This is a genomic window from Candidatus Reidiella endopervernicosa, assembly GCF_013343005.1.
Lineage (GTDB): Bacteria > Pseudomonadota > Gammaproteobacteria.
Genome location: NZ_CP054491.1, coordinates 1,245,808 through 1,264,422 on the forward strand (window position 1 = coordinate 1,245,808; position 18,615 = coordinate 1,264,422).

Annotated in this window: 14 protein-coding genes and 4 tRNA genes; all 18 read left to right on the forward strand. The window is 53.5% G+C overall.

Annotated elements, in window-relative coordinates; genetic code table 11:
• Positions 1-133: 133 nt before the first annotated feature.
• Positions 134-218 (forward strand) — tRNA-Tyr (locus HUE57_RS07050).
• A gap of 45 nt (positions 219-263) precedes the next feature.
• Positions 264-337: transfer RNA gene (locus HUE57_RS07055), tRNA-Gly, on the forward strand.
• Positions 338-381: 44 nt separating this feature from the next.
• Positions 382-456 (forward strand) — tRNA-Thr (locus tag HUE57_RS07060).
• A gap of 56 nt (positions 457-512) precedes the next feature.
• On the forward strand, positions 513-1,703 hold the full coding sequence (gene tuf / locus HUE57_RS07065; protein ID WP_174672959.1) for an elongation factor Tu: 1,191 nt from the start codon (positions 513-515) through the stop codon (positions 1,701-1,703).
• Between the two features lie 88 nt (positions 1,704-1,791).
• Positions 1,792-1,867: transfer RNA gene (locus tag HUE57_RS07070), tRNA-Trp, on the forward strand.
• Positions 1,868-1,932: 65 nt separating this feature from the next.
• On the forward strand, positions 1,933-2,313 hold the full coding sequence (gene secE, locus HUE57_RS07075; protein WP_078484651.1) for a preprotein translocase subunit SecE: 381 nt from the start codon (positions 1,933-1,935) through the stop codon (positions 2,311-2,313).
• 3 nt (positions 2,314-2,316) lie between these two features.
• On the forward strand, positions 2,317-2,850 hold the full coding sequence (gene nusG / locus HUE57_RS07080; RefSeq protein WP_078484652.1) for a transcription termination/antitermination protein NusG: 534 nt from the start codon (positions 2,317-2,319) through the stop codon (positions 2,848-2,850).
• A gap of 78 nt (positions 2,851-2,928) precedes the next feature.
• Positions 2,929-3,363 (forward strand): 50S ribosomal protein L11, encoded by a 435-nt coding sequence (gene rplK, locus HUE57_RS07085; protein WP_078484653.1) that lies wholly within the window; start codon positions 2,929-2,931, stop codon positions 3,361-3,363.
• Positions 3,364-3,365: 2 nt separating this feature from the next.
• Entirely contained in the window at positions 3,366-4,061 is a 696-nt protein-coding gene (gene rplA, locus HUE57_RS07090; protein ID WP_078484654.1) for a 50S ribosomal protein L1, read from the forward strand.
• A 267-nt stretch (positions 4,062-4,328) separates the two neighbouring features.
• Complete coding sequence (gene rplJ / locus HUE57_RS07095; protein ID WP_078484655.1) at positions 4,329-4,856, forward strand: 50S ribosomal protein L10; 528 nt, start codon at positions 4,329-4,331, stop codon at positions 4,854-4,856.
• A 73-nt stretch (positions 4,857-4,929) separates the two neighbouring features.
• Positions 4,930-5,307, forward strand: a complete 378-nt coding sequence (gene rplL / locus HUE57_RS07100; RefSeq protein ID WP_078484656.1) for a 50S ribosomal protein L7/L12 — start codon at positions 4,930-4,932, stop codon at positions 5,305-5,307.
• 221 nt (positions 5,308-5,528) lie between these two features.
• On the forward strand, positions 5,529-9,605 hold the full coding sequence (rpoB, locus tag HUE57_RS07105; RefSeq protein WP_078484657.1) for a DNA-directed RNA polymerase subunit beta: 4,077 nt from the start codon (positions 5,529-5,531) through the stop codon (positions 9,603-9,605).
• An 81-nt stretch (positions 9,606-9,686) separates the two neighbouring features.
• Positions 9,687-13,898, forward strand: coding sequence for a DNA-directed RNA polymerase subunit beta' (rpoC, locus tag HUE57_RS07110; protein WP_078484658.1), 4,212 nt, complete (start codon positions 9,687-9,689; stop codon positions 13,896-13,898).
• 164 nt (positions 13,899-14,062) lie between these two features.
• Positions 14,063-14,437, forward strand: coding sequence for a 30S ribosomal protein S12 (gene rpsL / locus HUE57_RS07115; protein ID WP_078484659.1), 375 nt, complete (start codon positions 14,063-14,065; stop codon positions 14,435-14,437).
• Positions 14,438-14,472: 35 nt separating this feature from the next.
• Positions 14,473-14,943, forward strand: coding sequence for a 30S ribosomal protein S7 (gene rpsG, locus HUE57_RS07120; RefSeq protein WP_078484660.1), 471 nt, complete (start codon positions 14,473-14,475; stop codon positions 14,941-14,943).
• A gap of 65 nt (positions 14,944-15,008) precedes the next feature.
• Entirely contained in the window at positions 15,009-17,063 is a 2,055-nt protein-coding gene (fusA, locus tag HUE57_RS07125) for an elongation factor G (RefSeq protein WP_236725755.1), read from the forward strand.
• A 29-nt stretch (positions 17,064-17,092) separates the two neighbouring features.
• Positions 17,093-18,283 carry an elongation factor Tu gene (tuf, locus tag HUE57_RS07130; protein WP_174672960.1) on the forward strand — a complete coding sequence of 397 codons (1,191 nt, stop codon included), beginning with the start codon at positions 17,093-17,095 and terminating at the stop codon, positions 18,281-18,283.
• Between the two features lie 5 nt (positions 18,284-18,288).
• Positions 18,289-18,600, forward strand: a complete 312-nt coding sequence (rpsJ, locus tag HUE57_RS07135) for a 30S ribosomal protein S10 (protein WP_078483987.1) — start codon at positions 18,289-18,291, stop codon at positions 18,598-18,600.
• Positions 18,601-18,615 lie beyond the last annotated feature (15 nt).

An 18,615-nucleotide genomic window follows, 5' to 3' on the forward strand; every position in this document is an offset into this window, starting at 1 on the left:
AAGAGTCTACAGGAAAATGATGGCCATTATTTTCGCCGGGTCAGAAAAAGGTGATTTTAGGGTTGTGTGACTTTTTTGTCGCTAATCTGTTGACACGCGCCCAGGTTTTGGAGATCATTGCGGGCTTGCATGTGGAGGGGTTCCCGAGTGGCCAAAGGGGGCAGACTGTAAATCTGCTGGCTCCGCCTTCGGAGGTTCGAATCCTCCCCCCTCCACCATATATTTAAGCAGTATGTCCCGCCGGATGCGGGACCAAAGGTTCGGCGGGTGTAGTTCAATGGTAGAACCTCAGCCTTCCAAGCTGATTATGTGGGTTCGATTCCCATCACCCGCTCCAAGTTGGAGTTGAGTCTGGTGGGTTCCAGGTTCACGCAGTATTCGGCCCATGTAGCTCAGGGGTAGAGCGCATCCTTGGTAAGGATGAGGTCGGCGGTTCAATTCCGCCCATGGGCTCCAAATTTGTTTTAGATTTGTCTTTTAATTTATTGATGTTTTGATGGGGAGATCCTCAGATGTCCAAAGAAAAATTTGAACGTACGAAACCGCATGTAAACGTGGGCACCATTGGTCACGTTGACCATGGTAAAACGACACTGACCGCGGCGATTACCAAGGTAATGGCAGAGGCGATGGGTGGTGAGGCCAAGGCGTTTGACGAGATCGATAACGCTCCTGAAGAGAAGGCACGTGGCATAACGATCGCCACCTCACACGTAGAGTACGAGTCAGACAACCGCCACTATGCGCACGTTGACTGCCCCGGCCATGCTGACTACGTCAAGAACATGATCACCGGTGCAGCGCAGATGGATGGCGCGATCCTGGTCTGCTCAGCTGCTGATGGCCCAATGCCTCAGACCCGTGAGCACATCCTGCTCTCGCGTCAGGTTGGCGTACCTTATATTGTTGTCTTCATGAACAAGGCCGACATGGTCGATGATGAAGAGCTGCTGGAGCTGGTAGAGATGGAGATCCGCGATCTTCTCTCAAGCTACGAATTCCCAGGCGACGACACCCCTATTATTACCGGTTCAGCGCTCAAGGCGCTTGAGGGTGATACCACAGAGATCGGCGCACCTTCAATCGTCAAGCTGGTTGAGGCGATGGACAGCTACTTCCCACAGCCTGAGCGTGCAGTAGATGGTGACTTCCTGATGCCGGTTGAGGATGTCTTCTCAATCTCCGGTCGTGGCACCGTAGTTACCGGCCGTATCGAGCGTGGCATCGTCAAGGTCGGTGAAGAGCTTGAGATTGTTGGTATCAAGGACACCGCCAAGACCACCTGTACCGGTGTTGAGATGTTCCGCAAGCTGCTTGACGAAGGTCAGGCGGGTGACAACGTCGGCGTACTGCTGCGTGGTACCAAGCGTGAAGAGGTTGAGCGTGGTCAGGTACTGGCCAAGCCCGGTTCAATTACCCCGCACACCAAATTTGAGGCTGAGGTCTACGTGCTGAGCAAGGATGAGGGTGGTCGACACACTCCATTCTTCAACGGATATCGTCCCCAGTTCTACTTCCGCACCACTGATGTAACGGGTGCTTGTGATCTTCCAGAAGGTATCGAAATGGTCATGCCGGGTGACAACGTCAAGATGACGGTCAGCCTGATTGCCCCGATTGCGATGGAAGATGGTCTGCGCTTCGCGATTCGTGAAGGTGGTCGTACCGTAGGTGCGGGTGTTGTAGCAAAGGTTATTGAGTAACATCAATAAATCGGCTTAAGTCGCAAGAGCGTGAGGTGTTTATCGCCTCGCGCTCTTGCAGTTTTACTAAGTCGAAGGTAGTAAATCTAGGCCAGTAGCTCAATTGGCAGAGCAGCGGTCTCCAAAACCGCAGGTTGGGGGTTCGATTCCCTCCTGGCCTGCCATACATAATCTGCAGTTTCGATGGTTGAGATTGTAGGTAAGAAATTGTCAGGAAGTATTCAAACAGATGAATGCGAAAGTAGAAGTGGAGGGCTCCAGGCTCGATACATTGAAGCTGCTGGCCGCACTAGGTGTGCTGGTTGGTGGTGTCGTGGCGTTCTACTACTTTGCCGATGTCGCGCAGACTTGGATGCGCGTCCTCGCGCTTCTTGCGTTGATTGCAGTGTCGGCGATGATTGCGCTGCAGACGGATGTTGGGCGTAACACGTGGGTATTTCTCAGTGATGCGCGCATGGAAGTTCGCAAAGTCGTCTGGCCGAGCTGGAATGAGACGGTGCAGACTACGCTGGTTGTTCTCGGTGTCGTCATTCTAGTCGGTATTCTGCTCTGGCTTCTCGATATGTTGTTGTTGTCAGGTGTTACATCACTGACAAGCCAAGGGGGTTAATACATGGCTATGCGTTGGTATGTGGTGCAGGCCTATTCTGGCTTCGAACATCATGTAAAGCGTTCCCTCGAGGAGCGTGTTGGTCGTAGTGGCCTGCAGGAACAGTTTGGCGAAATTCTCGTGCCCACCGAAGAGGTGGTTGAAATGCGTGAGGGTCAGCAGCGTAAGAGTGAGCGCAAGTTTTTTCCTGGGTACGTTCTGGTTCAGATGGATATGGACGATGAGACCTGGCACATGGTTAAAGATGTGCCAAAGGTGCTTGGTTTTATCGGCGGTACCAGTGACAAGCCCGCACCGATAACTGATCGAGAGGCTGATGCCATTCTGCAGCGAGTGCAGGAGGGTATAGAAAAGCCGCGTCCGAAGGTTCTGTTCGAGGCGGGCGAAGTGGTGCGTATTACCGATGGTCCATTCAACGACTTCAATGGTGTTGTAGAAGAGGTCGACTACGAGAAGAGTCGCCTGCGCGTTGCAGTATCCATCTTTGGTCGCTCTACACCGGTTGATCTGGAGTTTGGTCAGGTCGAGAAGGGCTAGTAGAAAAAGATTTTGTAATGCCGCTGTCAGGCGGTAAACCGGGGAGCCGCGAGGCGTTTGCACCCACAGGAGTAAAGAATGGCTAAGAAAGTAGAGGCTTATATTAAGCTGCAGGTGCCTGCTGGTCAGGCAAATCCAAGTCCACCCGTTGGTCCTGCTCTGGGTCAGCACGGTCTGAATATTATGGACTTCTGTAAGGCGTTTAATGCGCAGACACAGAGTCTTGAGCAGGGTCTTCCTGTTCCAGTTGTTATTACCGTATATAACGATCGCAGCTTCACTTTTATCCTCAAAACCCCGCCTGCTGCAGTTCTGTTGAAGAAGGCAGCTGGTGTACCTAAGGGTTCTGGTACTCCTAATACCAATAAGGTCGGCAAGGTTAACCGTGCGCAGCTCGAAGAGATCGCGACCACCAAGATGCCAGATCTGACGGCAGCCGATATGGATGCCGCAGTACGCACCATCGCGGGTACCGCTCGCAGCATGGGTCTTGAAACCGAGGGGGTTGAATAATCATGGCTATGATTTCTAAGCGCCAGAAGGCAATCGACGAGAAGGTTGAGGCAGGAAAGGTCTATCCGCTCGACGATGCACTTGCTGCCCTGAAAGAGCTCTCAACAGTTAAGTTTAAAGAGTCGGTAGACATCTCTATCAATCTCGGTATCGATCCTCGTAAGTCTGACCAGGTTGTACGTGGTTCTACCGTGCTGCCAAATGGTACGGGTAAGAGTGTCCGTGTTGCAGTGTTCGCACAGGGTGCCAATGCAGATGCGGCCAAAGAGGCCGGTGCTGATATCGTCGGTTTTGAAGATCTCGCCGAGTCAATCAAGGGTGGCAACATGGATTTTGATGTTGTTATCGCTTCACCTGATGCAATGCGAGTGGTTGGGCAGCTCGGTACCATTCTTGGTCCGCGTGGCCTGATGCCTAATCCGAAGGTAGGCACCGTGAGCCCAGATGTGGCTGGTGCGGTTCGCAATGCCAAGGCGGGTCAGGTTCGTTTCCGTGCAGATAAAGGTGGCATCGTTCACTGCACCATCGGCAAGATCGATTTTGAGGTCTCTGCACTGCGCGAGAATCTGGTGGCGCTGCTTAACGATGTTGTAAAGCTGAAGCCTTCATCGGCTAAAGGTCATTACCTGAAGAAGATCACGGTCTCCAGCACCATGGGGCCAGGTATCTCTGTCGATCAGCCCAGCATCGGATTGTAATTAATTAAATAGCCAGCCTGATGGGACAACCCTCAGGCGGGTTTGACGTACTTTGGGTCGTCGTGCTTCATTGCGACGGTCGTCAAAGACCGTAGGTGCCGAGCAAGTAGTTGATGTGAGGCTTAATGGGTTTCCAGCCTGCGTAGACGGTGTTCCCAACTAGGATTTCCCTGGTTTTCGGTCACCGTGGGGTGGGGTCAGTAGTATCGGCTCCTTAAGGCCAAGCGTGGTGTGCAGTGATGGCGCCACAAGCAGGAGGTATATCCAGTGGCATTAGGACTGGAAGACAAGAAAGCAGTAGTTGCCGAAGTATCGGCGGTTGCAGCCGACGCACATTCTGCTGTCGCGGCCGAGTACCGTGGTTTAACGGTAGGTGAGATGACCGAGTTGCGTGCAGCTGCACGCAATGGCGGTGTCTACCTGCGCGTAGTCAAGAACACTTTGGCTCGCCGTGCTGTTAACGGTACCGACTTTGAATGCATGCAGGATGGTATGACTGGCCCGCTGCTTCTGGCATTTTCTCAGGAAGATCCAGGTGCTGCGGCGCGTGTAATTAAGGACTTTGCCAAGGATCACGACAAGCTCGTGGTCAAGATGGTTTCAATCGGTGGGCAGATGCTCCCCGCTTCGGAGCTGGCACGTCTGGCAAGTATGCCAACACGCGATCAGGCTATCAGCATGTTGATGGCAGTAATGCGTGCTCCGTTTGACAAGTTTGCTCGTACCCTCAATGAGGTGCCTGGCAAGATGGTTCGTACGGTCGCCGCAGTTCGCGATGCGAAGGATGCTGCCTGATTCAGGCGGCTGCTTAAAGTGTATTTTCCTGTGCCTTGCGGCACAGGGTGACTGAAAATCAGGAGTTAAGAAAATGGCAGTATCTAAAGACGATATTCTGGAAGCGATTTCCAACATGACCGTAATGGAGGTCGTTGATCTGATCTCCGCTATGGAAGAGAAGTTCGGCGTAACCGCAGCGGCAGCAGTTGCTGCAGCACCTGCTGGTGGCGGCGACGCTGGTGGCGCTGCTGAAGAGCAGACCGAGTTTGACGTTGTTATGACCAGCTTCGGTTCTAACAAGGTATCGGTCATCAAGGCTGTTCGTGGTATCACCGGTCTTGGCCTCAAGGAGGCTAAGGAGCTGGTTGAAGGCGCTCCTTCTCCAATCAAGGAAGGCGTTGACAAGGCTGAGGCCGACGAAGTTAAGGGCCAGCTCGAAGAGGCTGGTGCTAGCGTAGAAATCAAGTAATCGATATTCGATACTTGCAGCTTTACGCTTAGCAGATTCGGGTATTGGCTGGCGGCTTTGTGTCGCCGGCCTTTTTCCTGTTGTTTGCAAATAATCTGCAGTGGAAGCGGGTTAGTTAGGGGTAAGAGACTACCCAATCTTTAAAGAATATCGCTCTCTGGCTGAACCGAACGAGGTTGGCGGGAGATGCAATACAGAGTGTGACGAATCGAGGAAACACCATGGCCTACAGCTTTACCGAGAAAAAACGCATTCGCAAGGATTTCGGCAAGCGCCCCAGTATTCTGGAAGTGCCCTATCTGCTCGCAACCCAGCTGGATTCTTATCGAAAGTTTCTGCAGGCCGGTGAAGAGGTCCAGGGGCGAACAGAGGCGGGGCTGCATGCAGCCTTTACTTCGGTATTCCCGATTGTCAGCTACTCGGGTAATGCTCACCTCGAGTATGTGAGCTATCGTCTTGGTGAACCCGTATTCGACGTGAAAGAGTGTCAGCAGCGAGGTATGACCTTTGCTGCTCCTCTGCGTGTTCGTGTGCGTCTGGTTATCTACGACAAGGATGCACCAGCTGGTTCGAAGACCATCAAGGATATCAAGGAGCAAGAGGTCTACATGGGTGAGCTACCTCTGATGACCGACAACGGTACCTTTGTTATTAACGGCACTGAGCGAGTTATCGTCTCTCAGCTGCACCGTTCTCCTGGCGTTTTCTTCGATCACGACAAAGGTAAGACTCACTCATCAGGTAAGCTGCTCTTCTCGGCTCGAGTTATCCCTTACCGTGGTTCATGGCTCGACTTTGAATTCGATCCCAAGGATCTACTGTTTGTCCGTATTGACCGTCGTCGCAAGCTGCCAGTAACGATTCTGCTGCGCGCACTTGGGTTTACCAATCCAGAAATTCTCGACATGTTCTTCGAGACAAATGCCTTCCATATTGATGGCGAAAGCGTAAACCTTGATCTGGTTCCAGAGCGTCTGCGTGGTGAGACTGCAACCTTTGATATCAAGGTGAAGGGTAAGGTGCTGGTTGAAGCTGGTCGCCGTATTACCGCACGTCATATCCGTGAGATGGATAAAGCGGGTGTCACCTCGCTGGAGGTTCCTGCTGAGTACCTTCTTGGTAAAGCGATTTCGCATGATGTTGTTGACCAGGAGACTGGTGAGCTGATCTGTAAGGCCAATGATGAGATCACCGAGGAGCTGTTTGGTAGTCTGGTGCAGGCGGGTGTCGGCGACATCCAGACCCTCTACACCAACGATCTCGACCACGGCCCCTACATCTCCTCTACCCTGCGTACCGACGCGACTCAGTCTGAGCTTGAGGCCCAGGTTGAGATCTACCGCATGATGCGTCCTGGTGAGCCACCGACCAAGGAGGCTGCGCAGACCCTGTTTAATAACCTCTTCTTTAATGCAGAGCGTTACGACCTCTCAGGTGTCGGTCGGATGAAGTTCAATCGTCGTCTCAGACGTGACGAAGATACCGGCTCTGGTGAGCTATCTAAAGAGGACATCATTGAGGTCATCAAGGAGTTGATCGACATCCGTAACGGTAATGGCACCGTCGATGATATCGACCATCTCGGTAACCGTCGTATTCGTTCTGTAGGTGAGATGGCGGAGAACGTCTTCCGCGTCGGTCTGGTGCGTGTCGAACGTGCGGTTAAGGAGCGTCTCAGTCTGGCAGAGACCGAAGGTCTGATGCCGCAGGAGCTGATCAACGCCAAGCCTGTTGCTGCAGCAATTAAGGAGTTCTTCGGATCCAGTCAGCTGTCTCAGTTTATGGATCAGAATAACCCACTCTCTGAGGTGACCCACAAACGTCGTGTTTCGGCGCTCGGTCCGGGCGGTCTGACCCGTGAACGTGCCGGCTTTGAGGTGCGCGATGTGCATCCGACTCACTACGGCCGTGTCTGCCCAATCGAGACCCCTGAAGGTCCAAACATCGGCCTGATTAACACCCTCGCGGTCTATGCACGTACTAACAGCTACGGTTTCCTCGAGACCCCTTACCGTAAGGTTGATGATGGCAAGGTGACCGATCAGGTCGACTACCTTTCTGCTATCGAAGAGGGGCAGTTCATTATCGCTCAGGCAAATGCCACGCTTGATGATAATGGTGCGTTGAGTGATGAGCTGGTCTCGGCGCGTCATTTGAATGAGTTCACCATGACCACCCCAGATCAGGTCCAGTATATGGACGTCTCGCCAAAGCAGATCGTATCTGTTGCTGCGGCACTGATTCCGTTCCTTGAGCACGATGATGCTAACCGCGCGCTGATGGGATCGAACATGCAGCGCCAGGCGGTGCCAACTCTGCGTGCCGACAAGCCGCTTGTTGGTACCGGTGTTGAGCGTACCGTTGCGACCGACTCTGGTGTAACCGAGGTAGCGCTACGTGGCGGTGTGATTGAGTCGATTGATGCTTCACGAATCGTGGTGCGCGCCAGCGATGAAGAGACCGTTGCCGGTGAGTCGGGTGTCGATATCTACAACCTGACCAAATACACCCGTTCAAATCAGAACACCTGCATCAATCAGCGTCCACTGGTTAAACCGGGCGACAAGATTCTGCGCGGTGACGTATTGGCCGATGGCCCCTCAACCGATCTCGGTGAGCTAGCGCTGGGTCAGAACATGCTGGTCGCGTTCATGCCGTGGAACGGTTACAACTTTGAGGATTCGATCCTCATCTCTGAACGTGTTGTTCAGGAAGACCGCTTTACTACTATCCATATCGAAGAGCTGACCTGTGTGGCTCGTGATACCAAGCTTGGTTCTGAAGAGATCTCGGCTGATATCCCGAATGTTGGTGAGGGCGCACTCTCCAAGCTGGATGAGTCGGGCATCGTCTACATCGGTGCTGAGGTTAAGCCGGGCGACATCCTGGTCGGTAAGGTTACACCCAAGGGCGAGACGCAGCTGACTCCGGAAGAGAAGCTGTTGCGTGCGATCTTCGGTGAGAAGGCGTCTGATGTTAAGGACACCTCACTGCGCGTTCCATCTGGTATGGACGGTACCGTTATCGATGTGCAGGTCTTCACCCGTGATGGTGTGGAGAAGGATTCACGTGCGCTCTCCATTGAAGAGACTGAACTCGAGGGATTCAAGAAGGATCTCAACGACCAGTTCCGCATTATGGAGGGCGATGCCTACCAGCGTGTAGAGAAGATCCTGCTTGGCAAACTCTCTGATGGTGGCCCGAACAAGCTCAAGGCGGGCGATAAGGTCACCAAGAGCTATCTTGCTGATCTGCCTAAGGAGAAGTGGTTCGAGATCAAGCTGCGCAACGAAGAGAGTGGTGAGCAGCTAGACGCGATCGCTGATCAGCTCAAGTCGCTGCGTAAGGATTTCGACGCCAAGCTCAACGAGAAACGCTCCAAGATCACTGCGGGTGATGACCTCGCACCAGGCGTACTGAAGATGGTTAAGGTCTACCTTGCCGTTAAGCGTCGCATCCAGCCGGGTGACAAGATGGCGGGTCGTCACGGTAATAAGGGTGTTATCTCAACCATCGTTCCGGTTGAGGATATGCCTTACCTCGAAGATGGCACCACCGCTGATGTTGCACTCAACCCGCTGGGCGTTCCTTCGCGTATGAACGTCGGTCAGATTCTTGAGACCCACCTCGGCTGGGCGGCCAAGGGTGTCGGTAAGCGCATTGGACAGATGCTCGATACCCAGCGAGAAATCGCTGAGATGCGTGAGTTCCTCGATAAGGTCTATAACACCAGTGGTAAGCAGGAAGATCTCGATAGCTTTAGCGACGAGGAGATCGTTGAGCTGGCCGGTAATCTGCGTAAGGGTGTGCCGATGGCAACACCTGTATTCGATGGCGCGGCTGAGGTCGAGATCAAGCGCATGCTGGAGCTGGCGGGACTACCCGAGAGCGGTCAGCACACCCTCTACGATGGTCGTACCGGTGACGCCTTTGATCGTCCGGTCACGGTTGGTTACATGTATATGCTCAAGCTGAACCATCTGGTCGACGACAAGATGCATGCGCGTTCTACCGGTCCATACAGCCTGGTTACCCAGCAGCCGCTCGGTGGTAAGGCGCAGTTTGGTGGTCAGCGCTTCGGTGAGATGGAGGTCTGGGCGCTGGAGGCTTACGGCGCAGCCTACACCCTGCAGGAGATGCTCACCGTCAAGTCCGATGATGTTAACGGTCGTACTCGTATGTACAAAAATATCGTTGATGGTGACCACAGAATGGAGGCGGGCATGCCCGAATCCTTCAATGTACTGGTTAAGGAAATTCGCTCCCTCGGTATCAATATGGAGCTGGAGCAGGACTAGTCGGCTGCGGTTATCGCATCTAGAGAAATATGTTGTACCCGGGCTGCATCGTAGCCCGGAAGCGCGACAGGAGAGAGTAGCGTGAAAGATCTACTGAAATTCGTAAAGCAGCAGGGCCAGGTTGAAGACTTCGATGCCATCCGTATTGGACTCGCATCACCCGATATGATCCGTTCGTGGTCATTCGGTGAGGTGAAGAAGCCGGAGACGATTAACTACCGTACCTTTAAGCCGGAGCGTGATGGTCTGTTCTGTGCCAAGATCTTTGGCCCGGTCAAGGACTATGAGTGCCTGTGCGGTAAGTACAAGCGCCTCAAGCATCGCGGTGTTGTCTGTGAGAAGTGTGGCGTTGAAGTGACACTGGCCAAGGTCCGCCGTGAGCGCATGGGTCATATCGATCTGGCTAGTCCTGTCGCCCACATCTGGTACCTCAAGTCACTGCCCTCGCGTATCGGTTTGCTACTCGATATGACCCTGCGTGACATTGAGCGCGTCCTCTACTTCGAATCTTTCGTCGTAGTTGATCCCGGTCTTACTACCCTTGAGCGTGGACAGCTGCTTAGCGACGAGGCTTACCTCGAAGCGCTTGAAGAGAACGGTGATGAGTTTATTGCGCTGATGGGTGCTGAGGCGGTGTTGGGCCTGCTGCGCGGTATTGATATGAAGAGCGAAGCTGCCCAGCTACGCGAGGATATTCTTGCCACCGGTTCTGAGACAAAACTTAAACGTCTGACCAAGCGTCTGAAACTGGTTGAGTCGTTCATCGAGTCAGGAAACAATCCCGAGTGGATGATTCTGACGGTGCTGCCAGTCCTGCCGCCTGAACTGCGTCCACTGGTGCCGCTCGATGGTGGCCGCTTTGCTACCTCAGATCTAAACGATCTCTACCGTCGAGTGATCAATCGTAACAACCGTCTACGTCGTCTGCTTGAGCTCAATGCGCCCGATATCATCGTGCGCAATGAGAAGCGCATGCTGCAGGAATCGGTTGATGCGCTGCTTGATAACGGCCGCCGCGGTCGTGCCATCACCGGTAGTAACAAGCGTCCACTGAAATCACTGGCCGACATGATCAAGGGTAAGCAGGGTCGTTTCCGTCAGAACCTGCTCGGTAAGCGTGTCGACTACTCTGGACGTTCCGTTATCGTGGTTGGCCCGACACTGAAGCTGCATCAGTGTGGTCTGCCTAAGAAGATGGCGCTTGAGCTATTCAAGCCCTTTATCTTCAGCAAGCTGCAGCTGCGTGGTCTGGCGACCACCATCAAGGCAGCAAAGAAGCTGGTTGAGCGTGAGGGTGGTGAGGTCTGGGATATCCTCGAAGAGGTTATCCGTGAGCATCCTGTCATGCTTAACCGCGCACCCACCCTTCACCGTCTCGGTATCCAGGCCTTTGAGCCTGTCCTGATCGAGGGTAAGGCGATCCAGCTGCATCCGCTGGTCTGTGCGGCATTTAACGCCGACTTCGATGGTGACCAGATGGCGGTCCACGTACCGCTCTCAATCGAGGCTCAGCTCGAAGCGCGTACCTTGATGATGTCAACCAACAACATCCTCAGCCCCGCCAACGGCGAGCCAATTATCGTTCCTTCACAGGACGTGGTTCTCGGGCTCTACTTCATGACGCGTGAGAAAATTAACGCTAAGGGTGAAGGCATGGTGTTCCGTGACGTGGCTGAGGTGCATCGCGCCTATGAGTCGGGTCAGGTACATCTGCAGGCACGTGTTAAAGCGCGTGTTATCGAAAGCGTTGCAAATGATGATGGTGATCTGGAGGAGAAGGTTCGCCTGGCCGAGACGACTGTTGGTCGAGCACTGCTCTCCGAGATCCTACCTGCAGGCATGTCATACGATCTGGTCAACCGTGTATTGAGCAAGAAAGCGATCTCTCAGCTGATCAATGTCTGCTATCGCCAGGTTGGTCTGAAAGAGACGGTTATTTTTGCAGATCAGTTGATGTATACCGGTTTCCGTTTTGCAACCCGTTCTGGTTCATCGGTTGGTGTTAACGATCTGGTTATCCCAACTGAGAAGGCAGAGATCCTCTCCTCAGCCGAGGCTGAGATCAAGGAGATCGAGCAGCAGTACGCTTCGGGTCTGGTTACCAACGGCGAGCGCTATAACAAGGTGGTCGATATCTGGTCACATACCAATGAGCAGGTCGCCAAGGCGATGATGGATATGCTCGGTAGTGAAGATGTTGAAGATTCACAGGGCAACATGGTCAAGCAGGATTCGTTTAACTCTGTTTACATGATGGCTGATTCCGGCGCTCGTGGTAGTGCGGCGCAGATTCGTCAGCTGGCTGGTATGCGTGGCCTGATGGCGAAGCCGGATGGTTCGATCATCGAGACGCCAATTACTGCGAACTTCCGTGAGGGCCTGAACGTCCTGCAGTACTTCATCTCGACTCACGGTGCTCGTAAGGGTCTGGCCGATACCGCGCTGAAGACCGCTAACTCCGGTTACCTGACCCGTCGTCTGGTAGATGTTGCGCAGGACATGGTGGTCACCGAAGAGGATTGCGGTACTACGCGAGGCCTGAGCATGACGCCGTTGATCGAGGGTGGTGACGTTGTTGAGCCACTGCACGAACGTGTGCTCGGTCGTGTTGTTGCTGAGGATGTGACAGCACCGGGTAGTGATGAGGTTGTTGCCCCTGCGGGTACCCTGCTCGATGAGGCGTGGGTAGAGAAGCTCGAGGCGATGAGTGTCGACCATATGCTGGTCCGTTCATCGATTACCTGTGAGAGTCGCTACGGCGTCTGTGCCTCCTGCTATGGCCGCGACCTCGCTCGAGGTCATATGGTTAATATGGGTGAGTCGGTCGGTGTTATTGCGGCTCAGTCGATCGGTGAGCCGGGTACCCAGCTGACCATGCGTACCTTCCACATCGGTGGTGCGGCGAGTCGTTCAGCTGCAGTTAATAATATTCAGGTCAAGGCGAAGGGTAAGGTTCGTCTTCACAACATCAAGGTGGTCAAGCACGAATCTGGTCACTATGTGGCGGTATCTCGTTCGGGTGAGCTGACTGTGATCGATGATCATGGTCGTGAGCGTGAGCGTTATAAGGTGCCTTACGGTGCCAACCTGACCGTCGGCGATGATGATGAAATCGAGTCAGGACAGATCGTTGCAAGCTGGGATCCTCATACTCACCCGGTTGTGACCGAGGTAGCTGGTTTTGTACAGTTCCACGAGTTTGCCGATGGTGTCACGGTTGAGAGTAAGGTCGATGATGTAACCGGTCTCTCAAGCCTGGTGATTACCGATCCTAAGCAGCGTGGCACAGCGGGTAAAGAGATGCGCCCAATGGTCAAGCTGGTCGATGCAGAAGGAAATGACCTGCATCTGGCTGGTACCGAGATCCCTGCGACCTACGTTCTGCCTGCCGGCGCGGTTGTTATCGTTACCGATGGTGGCGAAATCAAGGTCGGTGACGTTATCGCGCGTATCCCACAGGAGAGCTCAAAGACCCGTGATATCACCGGTGGTCTGCCGCGTGTTGCCGACCTGTTCGAGGCGCGCAAGCCGAAAGAGCCTGCCATCCTTGCTGAGTACACCGGTACCGTCAGCTTTGGTAAGGACACCAAGGGCAAACAGCGTCTGATTATTACCGATTCGGATAACATTCAGCACGAAGAGCTGATTCCTAAGTGGCGCCACGTAAACGTGTTCGATGGTGAGCATGTAGAGCGTGGTGAGACGATCGTTGATGGTGAGCCGAATCCACACGATATCCTGCGACTGCTGGGCGTTCCTCAGCTGGCTGACTACCTGGTCAAGGAGATCCAGGATGTTTACCGTCTGCAGGGTGTAAAGATCAATGACAAGCACATTGAGACAATCATTCGTCAGATGTTGCGTAAGGTTGAGATCACAGAAGCTGGCGATAGTCGCTATCTGAAGGGCGAGCAGGCCGATCGGGCTCGTCTGGCGGTAGAGAATGAAGCGCTGGTTACAAGCGGAAAGCATGCCGCACTGTTTGACCCGCTTCTATTGGGTATTACCAAGGCCTCTCTGGCGACTGAGTCGTTTATCTCGGCTGCGTCATTCCAGGAGACCACGCGTGTCCTGACCGAGGCTTCAGTGCGCGGTAGCCGTGACGATCTCCATGGTCTGAAGGAGAACGTTATCGTTGGTCGCTTGATTCCATCGGGTACCGGTCTTGCGTTCCATAATGAGCGCCGTCGCCAGCGTCAGGAGCAGTTTGGTATGACCGCGTCTGCAGCGGCCGAGGCGTTGGCGAATGAGGTCTCTGAGCTGGAAGAAAAGGCAGTCGAAAGCGAAGAGTAGTCGTCATGTTGGGTCGATTCGCCATCGATTGGTAATAAATCTTGGCGTAAGACTCGATTATGGCTTGACAGAGATGTGGGGCAGGAATACAATTCCGCCTCTTTTCCCGACAGGTCGGTCATTGAGCCGGTCTGTCTTTTGTTATGAAGCCCGGAGTTTGAAGGATGGCAACGATCAACCAATTGGTACGTAAACCGCGCAAGAGTAAGCGCGAGAAGAGTAATGTACCTGCACTTCAAGCGTGTCCACAGAGACGTGGTGTCTGCACCCGTGTCTATACTACGACGCCTAAGAAGCCGAATTCAGCGCTGCGTAAGGTTGCTCGTGTGCGCCTTACCAATGGCCATGAGGTGACCTCATATATTGGTGGTGAGGGTCATAATCTTCAGGAGCACTCTGTGATCCTGATTCGCGGTGGTCGTGTAAAGGATCTGCCGGGTGTGCGTTACCACACTGTTCGAGGAACGCTGGATACCTCGGGTGTGGAGAGTCGTCGTAAAGGACGCTCGAAGTACGGAGCGAAGCGCCCTAAGGGGTAGTTCGTAATTTCTGCGAATAGAGTGGTTGAGTAACGATGCCTAGAAGAAAAGTAGTTGCCAAGCGAGAAGTTCTCCCTGATCCCAAGTTCGGGAGTGAGATGCTTGCTAAGTTCGTCAATATGCTAATGGTAGATGGCAAGAAGTCTGTCGCTGAGAAGATTGTCTATCAAGCGTTGGATCTGATGGTTGAGAAGAGCGGTGAGGACTCAATGGAGGTTCTCAACAAGGCGCTCGATAACGTCCGTCCCATGGTTGAGGTTAAATCTCGCCGTGTAGGTGGCGCGACCTATCAGGTGCCAGTTGAGGTTCGTCCGGTTCGTCGTACTGCGCTGGCAATGCGCTGGTTGATTGATTCGGCTCGCAAGCGTAGTGAAAAGTCTATGCATATGCGTCTCGCTGGTGAGATGACCGATGCAGCTGAAAGCCGTGGTTCTGCAGTCAAAAAGCGTGAAGACGTACACCGTATGGCGGATGCCAATAAGGCGTTCGCACACTATCGCTGGTAAGCGGTTGCGAGTGTAGGTCTGTGGCCCGCAAGACCCCAATAGAGCGTTACCGAAATATCGGGATTATGGCGCACATAGATGCGGGGAAGACAACGGCCACGGAGCGGGTTCTCTTCTATACGGGGGTCTCGCACAAGATTGGAGAGGTTCATGATGGTGCTGCCACCATGGACTGGATGGAGCAGGAGCAGGAGCGAGGTATAACGATAACCTCGGCAGCAACAACCTGCTTCTGGAGTGGAATGGATAAGCAGTTCCCAGAGCATCGAGTCAACATTATCGATACTCCGGGGCACGTGGACTTCACCATTGAAGTAGAGCGCTCATTGCGCGTTCTCGATGGTGCTGTTGCAGTGTTCTGCGCGGTTGGAGGTGTTCAGCCGCAGTCTGAAACGGTTTGGCGTCAGGCTAATAAGTATCACGTTCCGCGGCTGGTGTTTGTGAACAAGATGGATCGCTCTGGCGCAGATTTCTTGCGAGTTGTTGAGCAGATCAAAGAGCGGCTTAAGGCGAACCCGGTGCCGATTGTTCTCAATATCGGTGCTGAAGAGAATTTTAAGGGTGTTGTCGATCTGATTCGTAACCAGGCAATTTACTGGAGCGAAGATGATATGGGTGTCACCTACGAGGCGAAAGAGATGCCCGCCGATCTAAAGGGGCTTGCTGCCGAATGGCGCGAGACGATGGTCGAGGCGGCTGCTGAGGCATCAGAAGAGCTGATGGATCGCTATCTCGACAGCGGCGAACTGAGTGAAGAGGAGATTCGTCAGGGGCTTCGCATTCGTACCTTGAGTAACGAAATAGTCCCTGCGCTTTGCGGTACGGCGTTTAAGAACAAGGGTATCCAGCGGGTGCTGGATGCGGTCGTAGAGCTGATGCCTTCTCCGGCTGATGTTCCGCCCATTACGGGGCTGCTTGACGATGCTGCGCAGAGTCAGGGTAGTCGCAAGAGTAGTGATGATGAGCCGTTCGCGGCGCTGGCGTTTAAGATCGCAACCGACCCCTTTGTGGGGACGTTGAGTTTTTTCCGGGTCTACTCGGGAGTGATCAACTCGGGCGATACGGTCTTTAATCCTGTTAAAGGGAAGAAAGAGCGGATCGGACGTATTGTGCAGATGCATGCCAATAGTCGAGAGGAGATCAAAGAGGTCTTGGCAGGTGATATTGCCGCCGCTGTTGGCCTCAAAGATGTCACTACTGGCGATACGCTATGTGATATCAGTAATGTAATTACGCTTGAGCGTATGGAGTTTCCGGAGCCGGTTATCTCTGTTGCAATTGAGCCTAGAACGAAGCCTGATCAGGAAAAGATGGGGGTTGCGCTGCAGAAGTTAGCGCAAGAAGATCCATCCTTTCGAGTCCATACGGACGAAGAGACTGGGCAGACAATTATCTCGGGAATGGGCGAGCTACATCTTGAGATAATCGTTGATCGCATGAAGCGCGAATTTAGCGTTGATGCGAATGTCGGTACGCCGCAGGTTGCTTATCGTGAAACGATACGCAAGCCGGTAGAGGCGGAAGGCAAGTTTGTTCGTCAGTCGGGTGGTCGTGGACAGTATGGACATGTCTGGCTGAAGCTTGAGCCGCTAGAGCGTGGCGCAGGTTATGAGTTTGTAAATGATATTGTTGGTGGTGTTGTTCCAAAGGAGTTTATCGGCGCGATCGATAAGGGTATCCAGGAGCAGGTGGCTAACGGTGTTATAGCGGGATATCCCGTGGTAGATGTCAAGGTGACGCTATATGACGGCTCCTACCACGATGTGGATTCCAATGAGATGGCGTTTAAGATTGCTGCCTCAATGGGATTCAAGAGCGGTGCTGCATCTGCGGATCCAGCGCTGCTAGAGCCGATTATGCAGGTTGAGGTCGAGACACCCGAAGAGAATATGGGTGACGTGATAGGTGATCTCAACCGCCGGCGCGGAATGGTCCATGGAATGGAGGACAGTCCGGCTGGTAAAAAGGTGAACGCTGAAGTGCCGCTGGCAGAGATGTTCGGATATGCAACCGATCTAAGATCCGCCACGCAGGGCCGAGCAACATATTCGATGGAGTTCTCGAAGTATAACGAGGCTCCAAACAACGTGGCAGATGCCATTATTAAGAAAGTGTCATGAGTTCAACAGAGTTGAAGAGGTAAAGCGCCGTGTCCAAGGAAAAATTTGAACGTACGAAACCGCATGTAAACGTGGGCACCATTGGTCACGTTGACCATGGTAAAACGACACTGACCGCGGCGATTACCAAGGTAATGGCAGAGGCGATGGGTGGTGAGGCCAAGGCGTTTGACGAGATCGATAACGCTCCTGAAGAGAAGGCACGTGGCATAACGATCGCCACCTCACACGTAGAGTACGAGTCGGTTAACCGCCACTATGCGCACGTTGACTGCCCCGGCCATGCTGACTACGTCAAGAACATGATCACCGGTGCAGCGCAGATGGATGGCGCGATCCTGGTCTGCTCAGCTGCTGATGGCCCAATGCCTCAGACCCGTGAGCACATCCTGCTCTCGCGTCAGGTTGGCGTACCTTATATTGTTGTCTTCATGAACAAGGCCGACATGGTCGATGATGAAGAGCTGCTGGAGCTGGTAGAGATGGAGATCCGCGATCTTCTCTCAAGCTACGAATTCCCAGGCGACGACACCCCTATTATTACCGGTTCAGCGCTCAAGGCGCTTGAGGGTGATACCACAGAGATCGGCGCACCTTCAATCGTCAAGCTGGTTGAGGCGATGGACAGCTACTTCCCACAGCCTGAGCGTGCAGTAGATGGTGACTTCCTGATGCCGGTTGAGGATGTCTTCTCAATCTCCGGTCGTGGCACCGTAGTTACCGGCCGTATCGAGCGTGGCATCGTCAAGGTCGGTGAAGAGCTTGAGATTGTTGGTATCAAGGACACCGCCAAGACCACCTGTACCGGTGTTGAGATGTTCCGCAAGCTGCTTGACGAAGGTCAGGCGGGTGACAACGTCGGCGTACTGCTGCGTGGTACCAAGCGTGAAGAGGTTGAGCGTGGTCAGGTACTGGCCAAGCCCGGTTCAATTACCCCGCACACCAAATTTGAGGCTGAGGTCTACGTGCTGAGCAAGGATGAGGGTGGTCGACACACTCCATTCTTCAACGGATATCGTCCCCAGTTCTACTTCCGCACCACTGATGTAACGGGTGCTTGTGATCTTCCAGAAGGTATCGAAATGGTCATGCCGGGTGACAACGTCAAGATGACGGTCAGCCTGATTGCCCCGATTGCGATGGAAGATGGTCTGCGCTTCGCGATTCGTGAAGGTGGTCGTACCGTAGGTGCGGGTGTTGTAGCTAAGATTATTGAGTGATTGAGATGACTAATCAGAGAATTCGTATCCGTTTAAAGGCTTTTGATCATCGTCTGATCGATCAGTCAGCTCGTGAAATTGTAGAGACCGCAAAGCGTACCGGAGCACAGGTTCGTGGCCCGATTCCTCTGCCTACCAAGATGGAGCGTTTCACCGTTCTGATCTCTCCGCACGTTAATAAGGATGCACGAGATCAGTATGAGATTCGTACTCACAAGCGCCTGATGGATATTGTCGATCCTACTGACAAGACCGTAGACGCGCTGATGAAGCTCGATTTGGCGGCAGGCGTTGATGTTCAGATTAAACTGAACTGATTCGAAGAAGATTAG

Coding starts and splice junctions, on each gene's coding strand:
- rplK (WP_078484653.1), top strand. CDS start 2,929: ATGGCTAAGAAAGTAGAGGCTTATATTAAGCTGCAGGTGCCTGCTGGT.
- tuf (WP_174672959.1), top strand. CDS start 513: ATGTCCAAAGAAAAATTTGAACGTACGAAACCGCATGTAAACGTGGGC.
- rplA (WP_078484654.1), top strand. CDS start 3,366: ATGGCTATGATTTCTAAGCGCCAGAAGGCAATCGACGAGAAGGTTGAG.
- rplL (WP_078484656.1), top strand. CDS start 4,930: ATGGCAGTATCTAAAGACGATATTCTGGAAGCGATTTCCAACATGACC.
- nusG (WP_078484652.1), top strand. CDS start 2,317: ATGGCTATGCGTTGGTATGTGGTGCAGGCCTATTCTGGCTTCGAACAT.
- fusA (WP_236725755.1), top strand. CDS start 15,009: ATGGCGCACATAGATGCGGGGAAGACAACGGCCACGGAGCGGGTTCTC.
- rpsG (WP_078484660.1), top strand. CDS start 14,473: ATGCCTAGAAGAAAAGTAGTTGCCAAGCGAGAAGTTCTCCCTGATCCC.
- secE (WP_078484651.1), top strand. CDS start 1,933: ATGAATGCGAAAGTAGAAGTGGAGGGCTCCAGGCTCGATACATTGAAG.
- rpsL (WP_078484659.1), top strand. CDS start 14,063: ATGGCAACGATCAACCAATTGGTACGTAAACCGCGCAAGAGTAAGCGC.
- rpoB (WP_078484657.1), top strand. CDS start 5,529: ATGGCCTACAGCTTTACCGAGAAAAAACGCATTCGCAAGGATTTCGGC.
- rpsJ (WP_078483987.1), top strand. CDS start 18,289: ATGACTAATCAGAGAATTCGTATCCGTTTAAAGGCTTTTGATCATCGT.